General features: G+C 70.5%; 18 protein-coding genes and 1 pseudogene. 6 read left to right on the forward strand and 13 right to left on the reverse strand.

The features are described from left to right. Positions 1-46: 46 nt before the first annotated feature. Positions 47-1,402, reverse strand: a complete 1,356-nt coding sequence (locus tag ACKTSN_RS09885) for a lysine N(6)-hydroxylase/L-ornithine N(5)-oxygenase family protein (protein ID WP_409468744.1) — start codon at positions 1,400-1,402, stop codon at positions 47-49. Positions 1,403-1,650: 248 nt separating this feature from the next. Between ACKTSN_RS09885 and ACKTSN_RS09890 the strand changes: the two genes are divergently transcribed. Beyond that, complete coding sequence (locus ACKTSN_RS09890) at positions 1,651-2,598, forward strand: methionyl-tRNA formyltransferase (RefSeq protein ID WP_409468745.1); 948 nt, start codon at positions 1,651-1,653, stop codon at positions 2,596-2,598. A gap of 171 nt (positions 2,599-2,769) precedes the next feature. On the opposite strand, the gene ACKTSN_RS09895 is transcribed toward ACKTSN_RS09890, so the two are convergent. Both ACKTSN_RS09895 and ACKTSN_RS09900 read right to left on the reverse strand, forming a co-directional pair. Next, positions 2,770-3,219 carry a class I SAM-dependent methyltransferase gene (locus ACKTSN_RS09895; protein ID WP_409468746.1) on the reverse strand — a complete coding sequence of 150 codons (450 nt, stop codon included), beginning with the start codon at positions 3,217-3,219 and terminating at the stop codon, positions 2,770-2,772. After that, complete coding sequence (locus ACKTSN_RS09900) at positions 3,216-3,404, reverse strand: hypothetical protein (protein ID WP_409468747.1); 189 nt, start codon at positions 3,402-3,404, stop codon at positions 3,216-3,218. Before ACKTSN_RS09900 ends, ACKTSN_RS09895 begins: the two co-directional genes overlap by 4 nt. A 103-nt stretch (positions 3,405-3,507) precedes the next feature. Here ACKTSN_RS09900 and ACKTSN_RS09905 point away from each other — a divergent pair. After that, positions 3,508-3,813, forward strand: a pseudogene (locus tag ACKTSN_RS09905) (DUF4396 domain-containing protein); the annotation flags it as partial. 61 nt (positions 3,814-3,874) lie between these two features. Here ACKTSN_RS09905 and ACKTSN_RS09910 read toward each other — a convergent pair. The 10 genes from ACKTSN_RS09910 to ACKTSN_RS09955 form a co-directional block, all read right to left on the reverse strand. Next, complete coding sequence (locus ACKTSN_RS09910) at positions 3,875-5,818, reverse strand: glycoside hydrolase family 127 protein (protein WP_409468748.1); 1,944 nt, start codon at positions 5,816-5,818, stop codon at positions 3,875-3,877. Between the two features lie 14 nt (positions 5,819-5,832). Beyond that, entirely contained in the window at positions 5,833-7,836 is a 2,004-nt protein-coding gene (locus tag ACKTSN_RS09915) for a glycoside hydrolase family 31 protein (protein WP_409468749.1), read from the reverse strand. Positions 7,837-7,900: 64 nt separating this feature from the next. Beyond that, complete coding sequence (locus ACKTSN_RS09920; protein WP_409468750.1) at positions 7,901-8,752, reverse strand: carbohydrate ABC transporter permease; 852 nt, start codon at positions 8,750-8,752, stop codon at positions 7,901-7,903. Then, a complete protein-coding gene (locus tag ACKTSN_RS09925) occupies positions 8,749-9,723 on the reverse strand; it encodes a carbohydrate ABC transporter permease (RefSeq protein WP_409474788.1) in 975 nt (324 codons plus the stop codon). Before ACKTSN_RS09925 ends, ACKTSN_RS09920 begins: the two co-directional genes overlap by 4 nt. Positions 9,724-9,751: 28 nt before the next feature. Further along, positions 9,752-11,011: a sugar ABC transporter substrate-binding protein gene (locus ACKTSN_RS09930; RefSeq protein ID WP_409468751.1), complete on the reverse strand. Its 1,260-nt coding sequence runs from the start codon at positions 11,009-11,011 to the stop codon at positions 9,752-9,754. A 17-nt stretch (positions 11,012-11,028) separates the two neighbouring features. Continuing rightward, positions 11,029-12,063, reverse strand: coding sequence for a LacI family DNA-binding transcriptional regulator (locus ACKTSN_RS09935; RefSeq protein WP_409468752.1), 1,035 nt, complete (start codon positions 12,061-12,063; stop codon positions 11,029-11,031). Between the two features lie 92 nt (positions 12,064-12,155). After that, entirely contained in the window at positions 12,156-15,818 is a 3,663-nt protein-coding gene (locus tag ACKTSN_RS09940) for a LamG-like jellyroll fold domain-containing protein (RefSeq protein WP_409468753.1), read from the reverse strand. A 264-nt stretch (positions 15,819-16,082) separates the two neighbouring features. Then, the gene (locus ACKTSN_RS09945) at positions 16,083-17,135 is read right to left on the reverse strand and encodes an NAD(+)/NADH kinase (protein WP_409474789.1); all 1,053 of its coding nucleotides are present in this window, start codon (positions 17,133-17,135) and stop codon (positions 16,083-16,085) included. Positions 17,136-17,279: 144 nt separating this feature from the next. After that, positions 17,280-17,999 carry an alpha/beta fold hydrolase gene (locus ACKTSN_RS09950; RefSeq protein ID WP_409468754.1) on the reverse strand — a complete coding sequence of 240 codons (720 nt, stop codon included), beginning with the start codon at positions 17,997-17,999 and terminating at the stop codon, positions 17,280-17,282. A 35-nt stretch (positions 18,000-18,034) separates the two neighbouring features. Further along, positions 18,035-19,006 (reverse strand): alpha/beta hydrolase, encoded by a 972-nt coding sequence (locus ACKTSN_RS09955; RefSeq protein WP_409468755.1) that lies wholly within the window; start codon positions 19,004-19,006, stop codon positions 18,035-18,037. 336 nt (positions 19,007-19,342) lie between these two features. Here ACKTSN_RS09955 and ACKTSN_RS09960 point away from each other — a divergent pair, with 336 nt between their 5' ends. The 4 genes from ACKTSN_RS09960 to ACKTSN_RS09975 all read left to right on the forward strand — a co-directional run bounded on the left by ACKTSN_RS09960 (position 19,343) and on the right by ACKTSN_RS09975 (position 23,321). Then, entirely contained in the window at positions 19,343-21,232 is a 1,890-nt protein-coding gene (locus ACKTSN_RS09960) for an amidohydrolase (protein WP_409468756.1), read from the forward strand. 141 nt (positions 21,233-21,373) lie between these two features. Continuing rightward, positions 21,374-22,036: a hydrolase gene (locus ACKTSN_RS09965; protein ID WP_409468757.1), complete on the forward strand. Its 663-nt coding sequence runs from the start codon at positions 21,374-21,376 to the stop codon at positions 22,034-22,036. Positions 22,037-22,078: 42 nt separating this feature from the next. Then, the gene (locus tag ACKTSN_RS09970; protein WP_409474790.1) at positions 22,079-22,603 is read left to right on the forward strand and encodes a DoxX family protein; all 525 of its coding nucleotides are present in this window, start codon (positions 22,079-22,081) and stop codon (positions 22,601-22,603) included. Beyond that, on the forward strand, positions 22,584-23,321 hold the full coding sequence (locus ACKTSN_RS09975; protein ID WP_409468758.1) for a YoaK family protein: 738 nt from the start codon (positions 22,584-22,586) through the stop codon (positions 23,319-23,321). The genes ACKTSN_RS09970 and ACKTSN_RS09975 overlap by 20 nt, the downstream gene beginning before the upstream one ends. Positions 23,322-23,375 lie beyond the last annotated feature (54 nt).

Consider the following 23,375-nt stretch of genomic DNA (forward strand, 5'->3'; position numbering starts at 1 on the left):
GCCACCCGGCGGGGCGCGGCGGTGTGGGGGCGAACCGGTGGGCGGACTAACGGGCCGTGCTGCCGGTTCCGTCGGCAACCGTCCGGGCCTCGTCCGAAGCGGACTTGAGGCCCCGGTCGAGGAGCGAGTCCAGGATCTCACCGACCCTGATCGCGGTGTTGGACAGCAGGGACGACGTGATGCCGTGCGTGTGCTCCGTGCCGCCCTGCAGGTAGATGCCGCAGCGCAGGCCGGGGTCCGTCGCGATGCGGTAGTCACGCTCGACGCGGACCCGGCCCTCGTCGTCGCGGAGGCAGCGGTCCGCGACCTCGCCTAGGAGGCCGAGGGGGTCGGCCGGGCTGTAGCCGGTGGCGAAGACCACGACGTCCGCGTCGAGGAGCGTCTCCTCGCCGGTGACGAGGGACTTCACGGTGGCACGGACCAGGCCCTGCGTCTCCTTGACGTCGGTGAGCCGGGACACGTTGAGGAAGCGCAGCCGCTCCGTGCCGAGGACCTTCTCCTGGTACATCTGCCGGTACAGGTCGTCGATCAGGTCGATGTCCACCACGGAGTAGTTGGTGTTGCCGTGGTAGTCCATCAGGCGGCGCTTGACGTTCTCGGGTGCGGCGAAGTACTCGTCGACCGCCCCGGGGTCGAAGATCCGGTTGGCGAAGCTGCTGTCGTCGGCAGGGCTGTAGCCGTAGCGGGAGAAGACCGCGCAGACCTCGGCCCGGGGGAAGCGGCGGTGCAGGTAGGCGACGTTCTCGGCGGCACTCTGCCCGGCGCCGACGACGACGAACCGGGAGGGCGAGGTGCCCTCCAGTTCGTCGACCTTCGCCAGCAGTTCGGAGTTGTGCCAGACGCGCTCGCCGCGCTCCACGCCCTCCGGCATGAGCGGCCGCAGCCCGGTGCCGATGACGAGGTTGCGGGCCCGGTGGACCACGAGTCCCTCCCCCGAACGGACCGTCACTTCCAGGTACTCCACGGTCCCGTCCCGGACGACGGGCGCGACGCCGACGACCTCGTGACCGTAGGAGACCATGTCGTCGACCTTGGCTGCGGCCCACTCGAAGTAGTCGTGGAACTCCACCCGCAGCGGGAAGAGGTTCTTGTGGTTGATGAAGTCGATCAGCCGTCCCTTGCTCTTCAGGTAGCAGAGGAAGCTGAACTCGGAGGCCGGGTTCCGGAGCGTCACCAGGTCCTTGAGAAAGGACACCTGCATGGTCGCGTCGTCGATCAGCATGCCGCGGTGCCAGCCGAAGCGCGGCTGCTGCTCGAAGAAGTGAGCGGTGATCGCCTCATGCCTGCCGGCGCGTGCGTTGTGCTCGCTGAGTGCGATCGCCATGGCCACATTGGACGGTCCGAAACCGATGCCAATGAGGTCGTGGACCAGTGGTGCGTCAGCAGGAAGAACCTGTGACATGTCACTCCCATCGTGCGGGGCAGTCGCCTGTCGTGCGTGGGGGAAGTACGAGAGGTGGGCACGCCGACGGAGCGGCCCCTAACTTAGGTGAGCCTAAGCTAAACCTGTGAGGCTGTCGATAGGGCAAACCGGACCGGCCGGGCATCGACGCTCCCCAACTGGGGCGTCCTGCACAGCCGTTGCAAACTAAGGTAAGCCTTGCTTCACTTGTCCCTGGTCGGTCAGCCCCTGCCTCGAGGAGGAACCCCATGCGGGTCGTCATGTTCGGTTACCAGACCTGGGGGCACCGCACCCTGCAAGCCCTCCTGGACTCCGAACACGACGTGGTACTGGTCGTGACGCACCCCAAGAGCGAGCACGCGTACGAGAAGATCTGGAGCGACTCCGTCGCCGACCTCGCCGAGGAGCACGGCGTTCCGGTGCTGATCCGCAACCGCCCTGACGACGACGAGCTGTTCGAGCGTCTCAAGGAGGCCGACCCGGACATCATCGTGGCGAACAACTGGCGGACGTGGATCCCCCCGCGCATCTTCGACCTGCCGCGCCACGGCACGCTGAACGTGCACGACTCGCTGCTGCCGAAGTACGCCGGCTTCTCCCCGCTGATCTGGGCACTGATCAACGGCGAGCCCGAAGTGGGCGTCACCGCCCACATGATGAACGACGAGCTCGACGCCGGCGACATCGTCCGGCAGGAGGCGGTGCCGGTCGGACCGACGGACACCGCCACGGACCTCTTCCACAAGACCGTCGACCTGATCGCCCCGGTCACGATCGGCGCGCTCGACCTCATCGCCGCCGGGCAGACGGAGTTCACCAAGCAGGACCGGTCCCAGGCGAGTTTCTTCCACAAGCGGTCCACCGAGGACATCCGCATCGACTGGACCTGGCCGGCGGAGGACCTCGAACGCCTCGTCCGCGCCCAGTCCGAGCCGTACCCCAGCGCCTTCACCTTCCACAAGGGCAGGCGACTCGAGGTCCTCGCCGCCGTGGTGTCCCAGGGCCGCTACGGCGGCACGCCCGGCCGGATCTTCTATCGCGAGGGCGACGGCGTGGTGATCGTCGCCGGGGCCGACGCGCGCACCGGCCGCAACCACGGCCTGGCCATCACGCGCGTACGGACCGAGGACGGCCGGGAGCTGGGCGCGACGGAGTACTTCACCTCCATGGGCGGCTACCTGACCAGCCGCCCGTGAGCAACCACCGGTCAGCCTTCACTCAGAAGTTCCTGACCGCCTCGGTCCCCAGCCAGAACAGGATGGCCAGGGCCGCGAGCACACCGACGGCCTGCACGACCCAGCGCGGAATTCCACTCATGGCACCCGTCCTCACCGAGTGGGTGTACGCGTCCTGCCCCCCACCTACCCTCAATGGCCGGACTCCCCACCCCCGGGCCGCACAGCCTGCACATGACCGAGCCAGGGCCGGACGTCACCGCTCCCCCGCACCTCGAAGCCCGTGTCGGCGATGAGTCCGGCCAGCAGGTCGACGCGGAGGTCCGCCATGGCGTGCCCACCCGTGGGGTGCACCGGACGGCAGCCGAGGCGGCTCTTCGGCGGCCGGAACTCGACGACCAGCAGCCGACCGCCCGGCCGCAGCACCCGCAGCATCTCGCACAGCGCCACCGGCCGAAGCTCCCCCGGCAGGTGGTGCAGCATCAGGCTGGTGACGACGGTGTCGAAGGACGCGTCGGGCAGATCGAAGGCCTCGGCGATGCCCTCCTGACAGACGCAGGGGGCACTGCGGCGGTCCCGGCTGGTGTGGCTCCTGCGGCGGGCGTAGGCGAGTACGGGCGGTGACGGATCCACCCCGGTCACCGCACCTTCGGGCCCGACCCGGGCGGCCATGTGCCGCGTGAGGCAGCCGGTGCCGCACCCACGTCCAGGACACGGCCTCCGGCCTCGGCTCCGCTGAGCTCGGCGAGGCGGGCGAAGGCATGGTGTCGCCGGCCCGCGAAGAGGACGGCACCGCAGAACTCGTAGGCGTGGGGCCCCAGGGGCATGAGCACCCCTCCTTGACCTGGTCAGGCAGCCACCAACGTAGTCGCGACCCCCGAGCCCCGCACACGCAGCCGCCTGCGGAATACCCAGGGGGGTATAGGGTTGATCGCGCTGGCGTTCCTCTTCGGCTACTCGTTCACGCTGTTCGCGGTCCTCCGGGCCGGCCTGGACCTCCGGAGCGCGATCAAGGTCGCGCTGGCCGCCGACACCGTCTCGATCGCCGTGATGGAGTTCGTCGACAACGCCATCATCGCTCTCACCCCGGGCGCGATGGACGCCCACCTGTCCGACGGGCTGTTCTGGTCGGCCCTGCTGGGCGGGTTCGCGGTCGCCTTCGTGATCACCACCCCGGTCAACAAGTGGATGATCGGCCGCGGCAAGGGCCACGCCGTCGTACACGCCCACCACTGACGACCGGACCGGCAGGTGGGGCCGTTCCGGCGCACCGCCTGCCGGCTGGAATGCCGACGGTTCAGGACGGGCGGGCGACGGGCAGCCAGACGCGCATGCCCGTCGGTCCCCGCTCGGCCCACCGGTGGTACGGGACGAGGGCGAGGTCCATGGATGCGGTACTGCCCGTTCCGCCTAGGTCGGCGGGAGTCCCGTACGGCCAGGCCGGTTCGGGATCGTTCCGGTGGTTCGTGGAGGCCCTGACCGTGACGCGGCCCTCGTGGTACCTGGGCGCTGCGCGGGTGTCCACTGTCAGATCGTCGAGCTCGGTGCCGACCGGGAGGTCGACGGATTCCGCGCAGTACACGAGGGGGCCGCGTTCGACGGCGACGCAGCCGCGGAGGGCGTCGATGCGGTGATCCGGCCAGGTGAAGCGCGGGGCCATCGGGAGGTGGAGCCGGATCTCCTCCCCGGGCTCGAGTTCGCGGTCCACGACGGCCGGGCCCGGTGGGACGGGGCGTCGGCGCCCGCCCTCGTCGAGCTCGGCGCCCCGGGCCCAGGCGGGCACGCGCAGCCGGAGCGTCACCGGCCCTTCGGGCGCCCGCAGGACCCGCACGGTCACGAGACCGTCCTGCGGGTAGTCCGTCTCGACCTCGAGCGACACGGACCGCCCGTCCCCCAGCTCGGCCTCGATCCGGGCGCCGGCGTACTGCAGCAGCGTCAGTTCGTGCCGCCCGGCCGTGGCGAGGTAGGTGTGCCAGGTGGCCAGCGTGCGGGCGACGTTGGTGGGGCAGCACGACACGTCGAACCAGGCGGCGCGGGAACCGCCCTCGGCGCGGGGGCTCACGGCATCGTCGTCGGAGGTCTCGCCGGGCACCCGCTGGTGGAGCGGGTTGGCGTAGAAGAACGCCCGCCCGTCCGAACGCGGCGAGGTGGCGATGGTGTTGAAGAAGGTGCGCTCGACGAGGTCGGCGTACCGGACGTCTCCGGTGGCGAGGTACAGCCGCCACGACACCATGACCGAGGCCACACCGGCGCAGGTCTCGCAGTAGGCGCGGTCCGGCGGCAGCTCCCAGTCCTCGCCGAACCCCTCGTCCTGGTGCCGGGATCCCATGCCGCCGGTCAGATGGGTCCGCCGCGCCACCGCGTTCGCCCACTGGCGCTCGATGGCGGCGAGGAGCTCCTGGTCGTCCTGCTCCACGGCGACGTCGACGGCCGCGGCCGACAGATACAGCGCGCGCACGGCGTGGCCGCGCCAGGCGTCGGCCTCGCGGATCGGCACGTCGTCCTGGAAGTAGGCGCGGCCGAGCGGGATGTCCTTCAGGGTGCCGTGACCGCGGCGGTCCAGGAACAGCCGCGCCTGCTCGACGTAGCGGCTCTCGCCCAGCGCGCGCCCCAGCTCGGCCAGTCCGACCTCGATCTCGGGATGGCCGCAGATGCCCTGCAGCCCGTCGGGGCCGAAGGTGTCGCAGACGTGGTCGGCGGCCCGGCGGGCGACGGCCACAAGCTCGTCGGGCCCGGTCGTGCGGAGCCGGGCGACGGCGGCCTGCAGCAGGTGCCCGGTGCAGTACAGCTCGTGGCCGAACTCCAGGTCGCTGTAGCGGGGCTGCCGGCCGGCGTGCCCGAAGCAGGTGTTGAGGTAGCCGTCCGCGTCCTGGGCGCGGGCGATGCGTGCGGTGAGCCGGCGCACGGCGTCGTCGTAGACCTGATCGCCGGAACGCCCGTGCTCCCACGCCAGGGCCTCGATGAGCTTGTAGACCTCGGAGTCGGCGAAGGACCAGCCGGCCCGGTCGGGTCCTGTGGTGCCGTCGGCGACCCGGTCGAAGTTGGCGAGCCAGCCCAGGCGTTCCATCCACTGCTCGCAGTGCTCCAGGGTCGCCGTGGCGTTGGTCTGCTGCAGCGTCGCCCAGAATCCGCCGGTGAGCGTCGTCTCGCCCATGCCGAGCGGTCGCTGCCGGCCCCGGGAGGGGAGTACCGGGCGGCCGCCCTTGGGGTCGGCGCCGGTCGTGCTCTCCTGCACGGTCACGTTCGTGGTTCTCCTCATGCGGTCAGGGGGACGTCCGCGCCCTCGCGGGTGAAGACGGGGATGTGGTCGATGGGTGCGGGCGCCGTCACGGTGCGGCCGCCCTCGTGGACCTCGCCGCTCCCGGCACAGACCCAGCGGGTGCCGGCCGGGAGGTACACCTCCCGCGACCGTTGCCCTGGCTGCGTCACCGGCGCGACGAGGATGTCCGGGCCGAACAGGAACGCGTCGTCCACCGCCCAGGTGTGCGGATCCTCCGGATGGTCCACGAACAGCGGCCGCATCGGCGGCAGCCCGGTACGCGCGGCCGTGCGCATCTGCTCGTGGATGTACGGGCGCAGCCGCTCCCGCAGGTGCAGCAGGCCCGAGATGATGTCGTACGCCTCTTCTCCGTACGACCACACCTCGTTGGGACCGCCGGTCTGTGCGAAGGAGGTGGGGTTGCGTGGCTCGCGGTCGCCGTGCAGGCGGAACAGCGGGCAGAACACGCCGAACTGGAACCAGCGGATCATCAGTTCCCGGTAGGCCGCATCGCGCGCGTCGCCGCCGTGGAAGCCGCCGATGTCGGTGGTCCACCACGGGATGCCGGACACAGCGGTGCTCAGCCCGGCCCGTATCTGCTGCCGCAGGGACTGCCAGGTGGCGGGGATGTCGCCCGACCAGAGCGCCGCCCCGTACTTCTGCGCGCCCGCCCAGGCCGAGCGGCACAGCAGCACCGTCGGCTCCCCGTCCGCCGCCATGCCCTCGGCGAACAGGCGGGCGTTGTCCCGCGGGTAGATGCCGGCGACCTCGGCGCCGGGCCCGGCGTACAGGGACAGGTGTCCGGGGTGCGCCGGGTTCAGCTCGGGTTCGCAGGCGTCCAGCCAGAACACGCGGACGCCCAGGTCGCGGTAGTTGCTCCGGACCAGGTCCCATACGAACTGCCGTGTCCGGGGGTTGGTGGGGTCGTAGAACGCCACCGGCATCGGCGCGGCCATGCCTTTGTCCTGGATGGTCTGGTGGAACTCCACGCCCTGGTGGGTGCCGACGAGGAGACCGCGGTCGCGGTAGTCCGCGAAGTGCTCCGACAGCGGCGAAACCGTCGGCCAGATCGAGACCATGAGCTCGACGCCCAGTTCGGACAGCTCGTCGACCATCGCCTTGGGGTCGGGCCACTCGCTCTTGTCGAAGCGGTAGTCGCCCATGGCCGACCAGTGGAAGTAGTCGGCGACGATGACGGACAGCGGCAGGCCTCGGCGCCGGTGCTCGCGGGCGACGGCGAGGAGCTCGTCCTGGTCGCGGTAGCGCAGCTTGGACTGCCAGAAACCGCTGGCCCACTCGGGTAGTTCGGGTGTGTGCCCGGTCGCGTCGGCGTAGCGGGCGAGGATGCCGGCGGGTGTCGGGGCGGCCGTGAACCAGTAGTCGATCTCGCGTGCCTGGCCGGCCTGCCAGCGCGTGGCGTTCTGCGCGAACTCGGCGCGGCCGACGGCCGGGAGGTTCCACAGCAGCCCGTAGCCCCGGTTCGACAGCACGAACGGAATGCTCACCTCGCCGTTGCGCTGGACGAGGTCCAGAGCCAGCCCTTTGAGGTCCAGCCGGCCGTGGGTGCGCTGCCCCATGCCGTACAACCGCTCGCCGTCGTACGCGGCGAACTGCTGGTGCACCTCGTGGGTGCCCCACTGGTTTGCGGTGAAGACCCGGGCTCCCGGCAGCCAGAAGTGCTCGCGGCTCTCGGCCAGCAGCTCGTCTCCCGTGCTCGTGCGCGTGAAGGTCAGCAGCGGCTCGGGGTAGGCGGCTCGCCGGTCGAAGTCCACGTGCACGGTGAGGTCGCCGTGGACGAACGTGGCCCGGTCCTTCTCAGCGGTGATCTGCGGGAGGTCGCACGGCGGGGGCTGGTTGTCCAGGGCGCCGTGGCTCTCTGCCGGGATCCGGTGCTGCGCCGCGCGGACGCGGACGCTGTCGGCGCCCCAGGCCTCGATGGTCAGGACCTCGTGGCGGTGCCGTACCTCGAGGGCGGTCGGGGACGGTCGGAAGCTCACCATGAACTCTTGTTCCTCACAGTCGGTTTCCCCACGGTCGATGTCCCCACAGTCGTTGTCCGCACAGTCAGTCCTTGACGGCGCCCGCGGTGACGCCGCCGGCGACGAAGCGTTGGGCGACGACCAGCAGGACGGCCGCGGGGACGGAGGCGACAGCGGCGGTCGCCATGATCGAGTTCCACTCGGTGGTGTTGTTGCCGATGTAGGCGTAGATCCCGAGGGTGATCGGGATCGCGTCGCCGTTGCGGTCGAGCGTGGAGGCGAAGATGAAGTCCGACCACGCCCACAGGAACGCGAACAGCGACACCGTCAGCACGGCGTTGCGGCTGAGCGGCAGGATCACGGAGCGGAAGATCCGCCAGGTGTTCGCCCCGTCGATCTTCGCGGCCTGCATGAGCTCGCCGGGGATGCCGGACATGAACGCCGTCAGCACCATGACGCCGAAGGGCACGGCGATCGTGGAGTCGGCGATGATCAGGCCCCAGACCGAGTTGAGCCAGCCGAGCCGCACATAGATGGCGTAGAAGCCCACCGCCATGACCACGCTGGGGACCATCTGCGCGACCAGCAGCAGGAAGTTGACCGTGCCCGCGCCCCGCGGGCGCAGCTTGGCCAGCGAGAAGGCGGCGGGCGCGGAGATCGCCAGGGTGAGCAGCACACAGCCGAGGCCGATGCCGAGGCTGGTGGTCAGGGCCGGCAACTGGTCGCGTACGACGTTCGCGTAGCCCTCGAGCGTCGGGTCCCACGGGAACCAGTGCGGCGGGTCGGACCGCATGTCCTCGGTCCTGGTCAGGGACACGTTGAAGATCCAGTAGACCGGGAAGAGCATGAGCGCGGTGAGGAAGACCCCCAGGGCCGTCTTCCACCAGGGCCTGCGCCGGGGGTGCCGGGGCGTGACCGAGGGCGTCGGCGCTGTCATGACCGCTCCTGTCGACGCTGGAGGTGGAGGTAGAGGAAGCCGAAGGCCAGGGCGATGAGGATGAGCAGGTTGCCGATCGTGGCCGCGGGCGAGAAGTCGGGCAGCCCCGTGCCGAAGGCCTCCCGGTAGGACCACACGGCCAGCGTGGTCGAGGCGCTGCCCGGACCGCCGGTGGTCATGATCCAGATCACGTCGACGACCTTGAGCGTGTAGACCAGACCGAGCAGCAGCGTGATCGCCGAGACGGGGCGGAGCAGCGGGAAGGTCACCCGCCGGAACTGCTGCCAGGCGTTCGCCCCGTCCAGCGCCGCCGCCTCGTACAACTCGCGCGGGATGTTCTGCAGGCCCGAGTAGAGGATGACGAGGTTGAACGGGATACCGAGCCAGATGTTCGCGATGATCACGGAGGTCAGCGCCCAGCCCGGGTCGGTGAGCCAGTTGATCTGACCGATGCCGAACGCCTCGAGGGCCGCGTTGACGATCCCGTTGTCGCTGTTCATCATCCACGACCAGGTGGAGCCGGAGACGATCAGCGGCAGCAGCCAGGGGACGAGGAACATGCCGCGCAGCACCCCGGACAGGCGGAAGTTGTCGCGGAAGAACACGGCGAGCGCGAGGCCGATGGCGTACTGCGCGGCGATCGAGACGAGCGTGAAGACAAGGGTGTTCCGCAGCGCGGGGCCGAACGCCTCGGATCCCATGATGTCGCGGTAGTTGGCCAGACCGGTGAACTCGGCGCCGCCCTGCACGAACGACCTGACGGTGTAGTCGTGCAGGCTGAGGTCGATGTTCCGGTAGAGCGGGTAGGCGTAGAAGGCCAGCAGGTAGGCGATGAGCGGGGCCAGGAACGCGAACGCGGCCCACTGGGTGGAGCGCCCGCGCACGCGGATCCGCGGGCGCGGGGCGGAGGGCTGCTCGCCGGCCGCCGCCCCGCCGGCCTCCCGGGCCTGCGGGGCGGACTTCGTGGACATGTTCATGAAACGGCTCCTCGGGCGGCGGTCAGCCGACCTCGTCCTCGGCGGTCGCCTGTGCCGCGCCGAGCGCGTCCTTGGCGCTCTTGCTTCCGCTGAGGGCCTGCTGCACGGCGGTCCACAGGGGCTCGGAGATCTTCGGGTAGTCGGTCCCGAGGTCGTCGCTGGTGCGTCCCTTGGCGGTGCGTACGGCCTCGACCCACGGCTTGAGTTCGGCCTTGTCCGCGAGGAGCTTGTCCTGTCCGGCCTTGGTCGGCGGGATGTAGTACGCGAAGGTCGTGGCCGTCTCCACCATGCCCTCCGGGGTGGTCATGCACTCCACGATCTTCTTGGTGGCCTCGTACCGGGCCGTGTCGTCCTGCACGGGAGTCGTGATGAACTCGCCGCCGGTCGGGGTCGGTGCCACCCCGCCGTCCTTGCCGGGTATCTGGATCACGCCGGTCGGGAAGTCCGCCTGCGCGGCGCTGTTGACCTGCCAGGTGCCGTTCACACCGAAGGCGAAGTCGCCGGTCAGGAACTCCTCCCAGGTGGTGTTCTGGGAGTTGTTGATCACGGAGTTGGGTGCGTAGCCGTTCTTCAGCCAGCCGGTCCACAGGTCGAGCGCCTCGACGGCCCCGGCCGAGTCGAGGTCGCGCAGGTCCGCCCCAGCGCCCCAGAACCACGGCAGGAACTGGAACGAGCCCTCCTCGGTGCCGATGCCTGCGAACGTGATGCCCTTGTGCCCGGCGTCCTTCACCTTCTTCAGGGCGGCGGTGAGCGACGCCCAGTCCTTGACGGATGCGGGGTCGACGCCGGCGTCCTCGAGGACGGTCTTGTTGTAGTAGATGGCGAGCGTGTTGGCGCCGATGGGGATGCCGTACTCCTTGCCGTCCACCACACCGGCCGCGAGCAGGTTCTCGTCGATCTCGGAGGTGTCGAGGCCGAACTCCTCCATCGTGGTCAGCATGCCGGTGTCGGCGAGCGTCGAGACGGCGGGGTTGTCCAGCAGGATGATGTCGGGCGAGGTGCCCTCCTGGGCGGCGAGCAGGGCCTGGTTGGTCAGCGCCGTGGTGTCGTAGGCGGTGCGCTTGATGGTGACGCCCGCCTCGTCACCACACTTGGTGACGCGCCCCGCCCAGTCGGACGACTTGTTGTGCTGCGGGTACGGGTCCCACCAGGTGTAGGTGTCGTCGGCCTGGCTGCCACCGCCGCTGCCGGTGTTGGACGAGCAGGCGACCGCGCCGGTCATGAGGACGAGGGCGGCGCCGAGCACGCCCGCGGCGCGGAAGGGCTTCGGGAGGTCTCTCACTGTCTTTCTCCTTGAACTCATGAGGTGCTGGGTGGTGCGGAGGGCACGCCGGTGCTCCCGCGGTCGACGAGCTCGGGCGTGAGGAGCCGCAGAACGTGCGGCTCGTCCCTGGCCTGCGGGGTGACGATCCGGCGCACGAGCTGCCGCACGGCCATCTCCCCGAGGAGGTCGGGTGCGCTCTCGATGGAGGTGAAGGGCAGCGAGAAGGTGCGGGCGAACTCGTCGGAGTAGCGGCCGATGACCGACAGGTCCCGTGGTGTCCCAAGACCGCGGGCGTGCAGGACGGACGGCAGCGCCGCGGCGGCCGCCTCGTTGTTGAGCAGCAGGCCGGTCGCGGCCGGGTGGGCGTCCAGCAGCGCGTGCAGTGTCCGTCCGACCTCCGGCTGCCGCGACTCGCCGAAGACCGCGTGGAGTTCGATGCCGCGGGCCCGCGCCTGCTGCACCACCGCGTTCTGCAGCCGCCACACATAGGCGCCGCCGCGCTGGACGACGTGTTCGGGCTGCGAGACCAGGATCAGCTCCCGGTGCCGCAGCTGGTGCATGTGGTCGACCATCAGCCGGCCGGCCGCCTCGAAGTCGAGGTCGAAGACGTCCACGCCGGAGCAGTCGCCCGGCAGCCCGACCAGCGCCCCTGGCTGGGGTGCGGACCTGAGGAGCGGGAGCCGGGCGTCGTCCTGCGCGACGTTCAGCAGGACGACGCCGTCGACCATCCGGGAGCTGGTGATCCGGCGCAGCGCGCGGGCTCCGTCGGCCTCCGTGACGAGCAGGGTGTCGTACCCCAGCTCGCGCGCGGTGTCGGAGACGCCCAGCATGTACTGGAGCATGGCCGGGGCGAACTCGTCCTCGTGGAACTGGGCGAGCAGACCGAGGACCATCGTCTCCGCGGTGGCGAGGGCGCGGGCACCGGCGTTGGGGGTGTAGCCCAGCTCCCGCGCCGCGTCCGCCACCCGCTGCCGGACTTCGGCGGAGATGGACCGCTTGCCCGACAGTGCGTACGAGGCGGTGCTGCGGGAAACCCCGGCGGCGCGCGCGATGTCGCCGATCGTGACCACTCTGACTCCCTTGTCCTTTCACTTCACGGCCGTGGGGCCGTTCACCTCACGGCCGTGGGGCCGTTCACCTCACGGCCGTGGGGCCGTTCACCTCACGGCCGTGGGGCCGCGAACCTGGCGACCGTGATCCTGTCGATCAGGGGCGCGTACTTCGAGCGCAGCAGCACGCCCGGGAACGTGTCCGACGCGTACGTCTCGCCGTCGAAGTTGGGCAGCTCCTCGGAGCTGAACGTGATGGCGTTGGCGCCCTTCTCCAGGCGGACGGGGACGGTGAGTTCCCAGAAGTTGTTCTCGTGGAACGAGTGCGGGAACGTCACGCGCCGCGGCTTGCCACCGCCCACCGTGATGTCCGCGTGCCGGACGAGGGGGTCGGGGTTGTAGTGGGTGGCCTCGGACTGCTCGGGGTTGGAGTAGCGGATGCGCATCGCGTACAGGCCGCTCCGGTCGGCGTCGACGGTGAACGTCGCGGTGTTGCCGTTGCCGGGGTCGCCGCCGATGCCGGTGATTGCCGTGCCGCCGGTGGCCAGGGAGAGCGGGCTGAGCGTGGCCGAGCCCGCGAGCTCGGCGTCCTGAGCTTCGTACGTGCGCTCCGGCAGCGCGCCCTCGGTCGGCGTGACCGTGAGGCGGTCGACGAGGGTGGTGGACGAACCTCCGGTCAGCGTCACCTTGTTGACGCCGCCCGAGAGGGAGACCGCCGCGCTGCTGCTGTCCTTGGCCAGGCGCAGGACGTCGTGGCCGTTGACGGAGAGCCGGGCGCCAGAGCCGGCGAGGGTGTCGACCTTGAGGGTGGCCTCGCGGTCGGCGGGCGAATAGACCCAGAACGTAGCGGTCTGGCCCTTGGCGAGCCGGGCCGCGCCCGAGCCGGTGGCGGCCCTCTTCGGCAGGTCGTAGACGGGCCGTGCCCCGCCGGCCGGCCAGGCCAGCTCGCCCTCGTACACCTGGGTGTTCGCCGATGCCTCGGGGAGGGAGAGGGTCAGGCGGTCGACGATGGCGTCGCCCTTGGTGGCGCGCTTGCCGTCGGCGCTCTTCGCGGCGAGCGTCAGGGTGTGCTTGCCCTTGGTGAGCTTCACCTTGGTGTCGGTGTGGTCCCAGACCACCCACTTGTAGCCCAGCGGCAGGTACAGCTCCTGCTCGCTGTCCGCCTTGCCGTCCACCCGCAGGAAGACGTTGGTGGGCCCCTGCTCCTTCACCTTGTCGAAGGTGTTGAGGGAGTTGGCGAAGACGCTCAGGTCGTACGTGCCGTCCTCGGGCACGTCCACCGTGAAGTCGAGCGTGACGTCCGAGCCGGTGCGCAGGCCGCCCACGTCGTAGCCGCCGGAGGTGTAGAACTTCGACACGTCTCGGGGCGAGCCCTCGGGGCCGTTCTTGGAGTAGCCGGACCCGGTGTGGGCGGCGTCCTCCGCCTCGTACGAGCTCTGCCAGCGCACGGGCGGGGACTGCGTGCTCTTCGCCTTCCCGGCCGGGCTGAGGACGATCTCGTACGTCGAGGACTCCTTCAGCTTCGGCAGTGCGCCGTCGCCGAAGTCGACGACGACCTTGCCGTCGTCACCGACCTTCAGGTTCTGCTCCGAGAGCAGCTTCGGGCCGGAGTTGTCGCCGACCTGGCCCGTCCACTCGATCTCCTTCACCCAGGCGTGGACGCGGTCCCCGAAGATCTTCTTCGGGACGTTGTCGAAGGTGATGTGGCCCTTGCCGGTGGAGCCGCCGAAGATCAGCCGGGACTGCTTCTTCTTCTCGTCGAGCGTGGCGACGCCCTGCATGGTGTAGTTCTCGCCCGGGAACGGCGGGGTCACCTTCACCGTGTGCCCGCTCATCGAGGCGTACGAGTTCAGCAGCCACCACTGGCCGTTGCCGCGGCCCGACTGCACCGCGGAGTCGGAGAGGTTGCCGTCGATGTTCCAGTACGCGATGTCGGCGTCCACCTTGGACTCCTCGATCGCGGACACCCACTGGATCATCTGGCCGGGGACCGAGGTGTGGTAGTTGAAGGCGTACTCGTTGATGTTGACGGGGAGTTGGGTGCCCTCGCGGTCGGTGCCCTTGAACAGGTCCTTCTCCCACGCCCGGTACTTGGCGACGCTCTCGCGGACCGCCTCCGGGTGGCTCAGCTCGTGCCAGGTGATGACGTCCGGGAGGGTGCCGGCGGCCAGGGTGTGCGTGAGGAAGCCCTGCACCTGGTCGTAGAGGACGCTGGTGTTGGGGCCGGCGATGCGGGCCTCGGGCATCTTGCCCTTGATGAGCTGGTAGAAGTCGTCCCAGGCGGCGAAGTAGTCGTCCGGGTCGTTGAGCCAGCTGACCTTGTTGTAGCTCCACTCGCCGGTGCCGAACATGTTGCCCTCGGGCTCGTTGAACGGCACGAAGACGATGTTGTCCTGGTACTCCTTCGGCAGCTGCAGGACCTGGTCGACCTGCCCCGCGATCTTCTCCCGGTAGAGCTTGAGCTTCTCCTCGGGAGTGTCGCCCGGCCACTGGTACGGGAAGCCCCGGTGGATGTCGGTCATGTAGATGTACACGTCACCGTCGGTGGAGTCGGCCAGCGGCTTGACCACCTCCAGCGCGTCGGCACCGGGGTGCTGGGGTCCGTCCTGCGCCTTCGTGGAGACCGTACGCAGGCCCATGCCCTCGATGAGGTTGTTGGTGGGGACGTCCGGTCCGTACACGCCATAGAGCGTGCCGGAGGCGCCGCCGTGGAACTTGCCGGTGTCCGAGCCGAGGTCGACGTTGAGCTGGCCTTCGCGAACCACGGTGACGGTCGCCTTCACCGCGCGTCCGGCGGCGGTTCCCGCCACGGTGAAGGTGCCCGGCTGGGCGTACTGGTCGGCGGGTACGGCGTCCCAGGTGATCGGGGTGTCGCGGTCGTAGCCGTCGGAGTACGAGGAGCGGACGGCGGCGGGCAGGGACGGGGCGGTCCCGGTCGTCGTACGGGCCTCGAAGGACGTCTTGGAGAGCTCCTGCAGGGTGGGGACGTTCCCGGCCATGTCGGCCACCTGTTCTGAGTTGAGCGCCGAGTGCCACACGGTGAAGTCGTCGACCGCGCCCTTGAGTAGCGGATCCGGCCAGAACGACTTGCCGATGTAGCCGGCGGCCGTGGCCGAGCTGTCCAGCAGGTCCTTGGCCTTGATGCCGGTCTCGGCGGAGGAGACCGGCACGCCGTCGAGGTAGGTGGTGAGCCGGCCCGCGGAGCTGTCGAGGGTGACGGTGACGGTCTGCCACTTGTCCGCGGGGAGCGGCGCGTAGCCGCGGACCTGTGCCTCCGCGCTCCCACCGCCGGTGGTCACGGAGGTCTGGAACAGCCCGTTGCCGTTGTACGGAGTGCTGAAGAGGTACTTGGTGGTGTCGGTGCCCAGATCGAAGATCCGCTGCCAGGACGACTTGTCGCCGCCCCACTTCACGCGCGCGGAGACCGTCAGGTCGGTTGCGGCGCCGACCGCTTCACGGGGCAGGCGGACGTACGCGCCGTTGGAGGTGGGCGCCCCGCCGGGCAGGTCCAGCGCCGAGCCGCCGTCCGCGCCGTCGACCAGGGCGGCGGTGGAGCCGTTGACGAGAGAGCCGTCGAGCCCGTTGCCGGAGCTGTCAGTGACCTTTCCCGAGCTCAGGTCGTCGGCGTCGAAGGTGTAGTGCAGCTTCGGCGCCGGCAGTTCGGCGGCGGTCGCGGCCGGCACCGTCAGGCCCGTGGCCAGCAGGCCGGCGCCCAGTGCGGTGACGACCAGCGCGCGTGGGCCCGGGCGCGCCCGTCTTGCTCTCGATTGCACCATCGGTTGCAGCTCCTGTGAGTCGATACGTGGGTCTGTCGAACCGGTTCGACGCCGCTCGCTGCCGCTCCTTTCGAACCGGTTCGACAGCGAGGCCGCCGTCACTCTCCTTGCTGTGTGGCGCCATGGTGATACGCGACGCCGCCAACGTTCGAAATGGCGAACATCATGCGGGATTTCGCCTCGGCGAGGATGGCTTCACTCCGGGCGCGGCGTCAACACCCGTGACACACATCGGTAATGCCGCTCTTACGGAGAACGCGTACGTCAGCCCGTGGCGGGTTGTTCCCCCGGGACCGTGAGCAGCGTCAGATGGGCGAGGTCTCCTGGTGGAGGGGTCGTCACCGACCACAGCGGCGCGGGGGTTTCGTCGGCGACCGCGGCCGGGGCGTCGGTCAGCCTCATCCGTTCGCGCAGCCGGCCGTAGAAGTCCATCGGGCCCAGCCGGACGGCCCGCAGCCGGTGCGGGGCGGCGTACACGCCGATCCAGTCCCCGGGGTTGAGTACCCCCCGCACCTGACCGTCGATGCTGACCGCGGCCTGGCCCGACCCTTCGAGCACGCGCAGGCCGACCGGCTCGTCGGGGGCCGTGACGACCGAGCGGTTGAACGCCATGTGCGGCGCCACCGGCGTGAACACCAGGGCGTCCGCGCGGGGCGAGACGACGGGGCCGCCGGCGGCGAAGCTGTAGGCGGTGGAGCCCGTCGGCGTGGCGACCAGCAGGGCGTCGGCGGAGTAGGACGCCAGGAGCCGGCCCGAGACGTAGACGCCGACGGAGACCTGGCGGTCCCTGGAGAGCTTCTCCAGAACGACGTCGTTGAGGGCGACGACCTTCAGGGGGATGCCCCACTCGTCGTCGACCTGGCAGTCGGGGATCACCTGCGGAGACGGCAGGAGCGGCCCGCGGCCGTACTGCATCAGGGCCTCCATGCTCGCCGGCACTCGCAGACGGCAGGAGGCGCGCAGGGTGAGCAGCATACGGCTGTCGATCCCGAACCGGCCCTCACGCACCGCGTCCAGCGCCGAGCGCACCGTGGCGGCGGAGACCTCCGTCAGGAAACCGACCCTGCCCAGGTCTACCCCGAGGACCAGGGCGTCGTGCTCGGCGGCCAGCCGGGCGCCGCGCAGAAAAGTGCCGTCGCCGCCCAGGGTGACGATGAGGTCGGGGTCGCCCGCGGCATCGACCTCCTCCTGGGCACTGCGCCGCCGTCCTTCGGCCCAGACATCGATGTCCGCGCACCGCACGCCGTGCTCCTCGCACCACGCCCGGACCGCACGGGCCGCCTCCACGGCCTCCGCCCACCCGCCGTGCACGACCAGGCCGAGCCGGCCACGGCTGGCTGCTCACGTGCGGGGAGCTGGTGGTCATGGGTCCGCCTCCTGCGGTTCGGGGGTTCGTCGTACGTCGGTGACCGTGCGGACGTGATCCGGGATCGCGTCCGCACGGCCCGGGGTGGCGCGCGGTCAGCTCGTCGCGCGCACCGCGTCGAGGATCACGTCGGCGGTCTTCTTCGGCTGGGAGACCGCGACGGCGTGCGAGGCGCCCTCGATCTCGACGACGGTGGCCCCGGCCCGCTTCGCGCCGAACAGCTGGACCTCGGCATCGATGGCCTGGTCGGCCCCGGCCACGACCGCCCAGGACGGCTTGGTCTTCCATGCCGCCGCAGCCGCGGTCTCGGTGAAGGCCGAGGCGGCGAGCGGACGCTGCGCCACCGCGAGCACCTTGGTGACGGCCTCGGGGACGTCGGCCGCGAAGATGGCGGGGAACGCCTCGGGGGTGATGGTGACCTCGACGGCAGGGTCCGCGCCCTCGACGGGGTACATGGCCTGCCTGAGGTTGCTGACCAGCGGCGAGTCGGGGAACCTGCCCTGCAGCTCGCCGAGGCTCTCGCCCTCCTCCAGGACGTAGGCCGCGACGTAGACCAGTCCGACGACGTTCTCCGTGACACCGGCCACGGTGATCAGCGCACCGCCGTAGGAGTGGCCGACCAGGACGACGGGACCGTCGATCTGGGCGGCGACGGAGGCGATATAGGCGGCGTCGGACGCCAGGCCGCGCAGCGGGTTGGGCGGAGCCACCACGGGAACGCCCTCCTTCTGCAGTTCCGCGATGACCCCGGTCCAGCTCGCCGCGTCGGCGAACGCGCCGTGGATGAGGACCACCGTGGGTGTGGACGTGCTCATGTCTGTGTCTCCTCGGATACTCGGAACTGCCGGCTTCAGGCCGTGTGCAGCGCGGCCCGCAGGGTGGTGACGGCCATGGTGATGGCGGCTTCGGCGGCGTGGGTCCCGCGCAGGGCGTTGAGCATCACGAAGTCGTGGATGATGCCCTGGAAGCGCACCGCGGTGACCGGGACGCCGGCCTCGCGCAGCTTGTTCGCGTACGCCTCGCCCTCGTCCCGCAGCACGTCCGCCTCGCCGGTGATGACCAGGGCCGGGGGCAGGCCCGTGAGCTGGTCGGTGGTGGCGCGCAGCGGTGACGCGGTGATCTGGGCGCGCTCGCTCTCGTCGGTCGTGTACTGGTCCCAGAACCACTGCATGCCGTCGCGGCGCAGGAAGTAGCCTTCTGCGAACTGGTGGTACGAACCGGTGTCGAAGGCGGCGTCCGTGACCGGGTAGAACAGCACCTGCTGCACCAGCGGGACGTCACCGCGCTCCTTGGCCATCAGGGTCAGCGCGGCGGTCATGTTGCCGCCCACGGAGTCGCCGGCGACGGCCAGCCGGGAGCCGTCGAGCCCCTTGCTCGCACCCTGCTGGACGACCCACTGGGCGACGGCGTAGTTCTGCTCGATGGCGACGGGGTAGCGGGCCTCGGGAGAGAGGTCGTATTCGGGGAAGACCACGGCGGCGCCGGCGCCGACGGCGAGTTCCCGGACCAGGCGGTCATGGGTGTGGGCGTTGCCGAACACCCAGCCCGCGCCGTGGATGTAGAGGATCACCGGCCGGGTGTCCGCGGCGCCGGCGGGCTTGACGATGCGGGCCCGGACGCTGCCCGTCGGACCACCCGAGACGGTGATCCACTCCTCGTCGATCTCCGGCTTCTCGATCGGGCCGGACTGCACCTCGTCGACGGCCTTGCGCCCCTCCGCCGGGGGCAGGTCGAACAGGTACGGGGGGTTGGCTGTGGCCTCCGCGAAGGCGGCTGCCGCGGGTTCCAGTACCGGCTGGACCGGCTCGACGGCATCGGACATGTGTGCCTCCTGGTGTGTCGTGCGATACGCCGGGCTTTCCGGCGTGAAACGACCCCGGGCCGTACGCAGAGCACTCCGGTGCCGCCGATCGCCACGCTAAATCCGCCGGGCGGTGGGAAATTGTCCACCAGCGCACCACGGCTGGTCCCACAGCGCACGAAGATCCTTCCGCCGGTCCGGGTAACGGCGGTGAGGGGGGCGGCCTGTGCGCTCTGAGGACGAATCAAGTGCACGGACAGAACACAGGAGTCCCTTTTTCCGGGGCAGGCTGAGCGCCGGTGGGAAACCGAATTCTTACGTCCCCAAGTTCTTACCTTCCCAAGGGGGTTGCGAAAGGTGTCACCCATACCCGTCGGCGGGCTGGTTCCCCGAGCCATCGGCGATGCCGCGGAACTCGTAGTCCGCAACGCGAAGATCCACACCGGTGACCCGCACCGCCCGCAGGCCGAGGCGCTCGCCGTGCGCGCCGGCGTCATCACGGTCGTCGGGGACGACAAGGACATGGCCCCGCACATCGGCCCGGCCACGAAGGTCGTCGACGCGCTCGGCCGCCGGATGGTGCCCGGCCTCAACGACGCCCATCTGCATGTGATCCGGGGCGGCCTGAACTACGTACTGGAACTGCGCTGGGACGGCGTTCCCACGCTGCGGCAGGGCCTGGCGATGCTGCGTGAGCAGGCGGCCCGGACCCCGAAGGGCCAGTGGGTGCGGGTGGTGGGCGGCTGGTCGGCCGAGCAGTTCGCCGAACGGCGGCTGCCGACCGTCGCCGAACTGAACGCCGCAGCCCCGGACACGCCCGTGTTCGTACTGCACCTGTACCAGTCGGCCGTGCTCAACCGGGCGGCGCTCCAAGCCGCCGGATTCAGGAAGGACACCCCCGATCCCAAGGGCGGCCAGATCGTGCGCGGCCGGGACGGGGAGCCGACGGGCATGCTGCTGGCCGCGCCCAGCGCGCTCATCCTGTACTCGACCCTGGCCAAGGCGCCGGTGCTGGACGGCGAGCACCGGAAGACCTCGACCCGGCATTTCCTGCGCGAACTCAACCGGTTCGGACTGACCTCGGCCATCGACGCCGCCGGCGGATTCCAGAACTTCCCCGACAACTACAGCACCGTCATCGAACTGGCCGAGGCCGGTGAGTTGTCGCTGCGTATCGCCTATCACCTTTTCCCGCAGACGCCCGGCCAGGAGATCGACGACCTCGCCCGCTGGACGGAAATGGCCCGCCCCGAGGACGGGGACGCATGGCTACGGCTCAACGGCGCGGGCGAGAACCTCACCTGGGCGGCAGCGGATTTCGAGAACTTCACGCAGCCCCGTCCGGAACTCACTCCCGACTACGAGGCGGAGTTCGAGAAGGCGGTGCGCCTCCTCATGGAGAACGGCTGGGGATTCCGGCTGCACGCCACGTATGACGAGACCATTCGCCGCGATCTCACGGTCTTCGAGAAACTGGCCGCGGAAGGGCTTTTCCCGGCCGGAAACCGCTGGCTCTTCGACCATGCGGAAACCGTGTCCGCGGACAGCCTCGACCGTATCGCCGCCCTCGGCGGGGCGATGTCCGTGCAGAACCGGCTGTCCTTCCAGGGCGAGGCGTTCCTGCGCCGCTACGGACCCGGCGCCGCCGCGGACGCCCCGCCGGTCCGGGCCATGCTGGAACGCGGGCTGACCGTCGGCGGCGGCACCGACGCCACCCGGGTCTCCACCTACAACCCCTGGGTGGCCCTGCACTGGCTGGTCAGCGGCCGCACCGCCGGCGACCTGGCCCTGCGTCCGCCGGAGAATCGCGTCGACCGGCAGACCGCACTGGCGATGTTCACCCGCGCGGGCGCCGCGCTGACCGGCGAGGAGGACGTCAAGGGCGTCCTGCGCCCCGGCTGCTACGCCGACCTGGCGGTCCTGTCGGACGACTACTTCACGGTCGCGGAGCCGGACATCGCCCACATCGAGTCCCTGCTGACGGTCACCGGCGGCCGGATCGTGTACGCCGCCGCCGAGTACGAGGGCCTCGACGAGGAACTGCCTCCCGTCAGTCCCGAGTGGAGCCCCGTGGCCCACTTCGGCGGCTACCAGGCCATCCCCCGGGCGGGGATCACCGGCGCCCGTCAGGCCGAACTGCTCGGCGAGGCGATCGCCGAGTCGGAGCGGCACCGTCAGTGGCGCGCCCGGCGCGGCCTCACCCCCGAGACCGCCATCCCGCTGACGGATCCCTGCTTCGTTCTCTGACTCCTGCGAACTCCCGGCAGGGGCCGGGCGCTTGGGCCGCCCCGGCCGGGACACCACCCCAGGCTCCGTCCACCGGACGGTTCTTCAACACGGCGCGGGCGGCCGTCCGCGCCGGCACTCACACCGAAAGGCTCACTTCTCATGGTCGACATCGCCGAGGTCACCGCGGCTCCCAGCCCCGACCTGCTGACCCCCGACAACTGCGCGGTGCTGTTCGTGGACCACCAGCCGCAGATGTTCTTCGGCACCGGCAGCGGCGACCGCTCCGCGATCATCAACTCCACCGTGGGCCTGGCCAAGGCCGCCAGGACGTTCGACGTGCCGGTCGTGCTGAGCACCGTGGCCGCAGAGTCCTTCTCCGGCCCGATCATGCCCCAGCTGGCCGCGGTCTTCCCCGACCAGAAGATCATCGACCGTTCCACCATGAACGCCTGGGAGGACGTCGCCTTCGTCGAGGCCGTCAAGGCGACCGGGCGCAAGAAGCTCGTCATCGCCGGACTGTGGACCGAGGTCTGCGTCGTCCTGCCCACGCTGTCCGCGATCGCCCAGGGCTACGAGGTGTACGTGGTCACCGACGCGTCCGGCGGTGTCAGTCCGCAGGCCCACGAGCACGCCGTGCAGCGCATGGTCCAGGGCGGTGCGGTTCCGGTGACGTGGGTGCAGGTGCTGCTGGAGCTCCAGCGGGACTGGGCCCGTACGGAGACGTACGGGGCCGTCACCGACGTGGTGAAGGAGCACGGCGGGGCGTACGGCCTCGGCATCGTCTACGCCCAGGCCGTCATCGGCGCACACGCCGCCGGCTGACGCACGGCACACGACGGAACGTCAGGAACAGGCAGGAACATGATGGATGCTGGACTGCTGGTCCTCCGGCTGGTGGTGGGGCTGCTCATCGCCAGTCACGGCGTGCAGAAGGTGAGTCACCTCCTCGGAGGCAACGGACTGGCGGGCGGGACCGAGGAGTTCCGCCGCGACGGATTCCGCGGCGGCCCCCTGACCGCGATCGCCGCGGGCGGCAGTCAGATCGGGGCCGGTCTGTTCCTGACGGCCGGGCTGCTGACGCCCCTTGCGGCGATGGCCGCGATGGGCGTGATGACGGTCGCCGGCACCGTCAAGTGGCCCAAGGGGCTGTGGGTGCAGAACGACGGTTACGAGTACCCCCTGGTCCTCGTCGTCGTCTGCGCGGCGCTGGCCCTGACCGGGCCGGGCCGCTGGTCCGTGGACGACGCGCTCGGCCTGACGCCCTGGCCGGTGTGGATCGCCGTGACCGCGATCCTGGCCGGACCACTGAACGGCCTGCTCACCCGCGCGATGCTGCACCGCCCGGCCGCCGCTCCGGAAGGGAACCGGTATGCGCGCGCTGCTGACTGACGCCTTCCGCACGATCGTGCCGCGCGCAGGCGACAGGCACGGTCCGCTGCCTCCGCTGATGCTGGCCCTGACCGTGGTCACCGGCGTGGTCGACGCGGTGAGCTACCTGGCCCTCGGGCACGTCTTCGTGGCCAACATGACCGGCAATGTGGTCTTCCTGGGCTTCGCGCTGGCGGGCGCCGACGGTCTGTCCGCACCCGCCTCGGTCGTCTCGCTCGTGGCGTTCCTCCTCGGCGCGCTCGCGGGCGGACGGTTGGGCACGCGGTTCGCCGCCCACCGCGGCCACCTGCTGGGGGCGGCCACGGCCCTCCAGACGGTTCTGGTCGCCGTCACCCTGGTCGTCGCCGCGGTGACGGACGGCAGGGTCGGCACCGGCGTCCAGTACACCCTGATCGTGTTCCTGGGCCTCGCCATGGGTCTGCAGAACGCGGTCGCCCGGCGCCTGGGCGTCCCGGACCTCACCACCACCGTCCTGACACTGACCCTGACAGGGCTGGCCGCGGACTCCCACCCGGCCGGCGGCGCGGCACCCCGGCCCGGGCGCAGGGTCATGTCCGTGCTGGCGATGTTCCTCGGGGCGCTGGTCGGCGGCCTGCTCCTGGTGCACGACCACCTGGTGCTCGCGCTGGGTCTGTCGCTGCTGCTGATCGCGGTCACCTCGGTGACCGCCTACCGCCTCTCGGCCTCCGGTCCCGCCTGGACCCGGCCGCCGTCCTGAGGCGCGGGCGCCGCCGGTTGCGGGGCGCACCAGTCCGCGATGTCCCGTCCGTCA

It is taken from the genome of Streptomyces flavusporus (assembly GCF_046267975.1).
Classification (GTDB): domain Bacteria; phylum Actinomycetota; class Actinomycetes; order Streptomycetales; family Streptomycetaceae; genus Streptomyces; species Streptomyces flavusporus.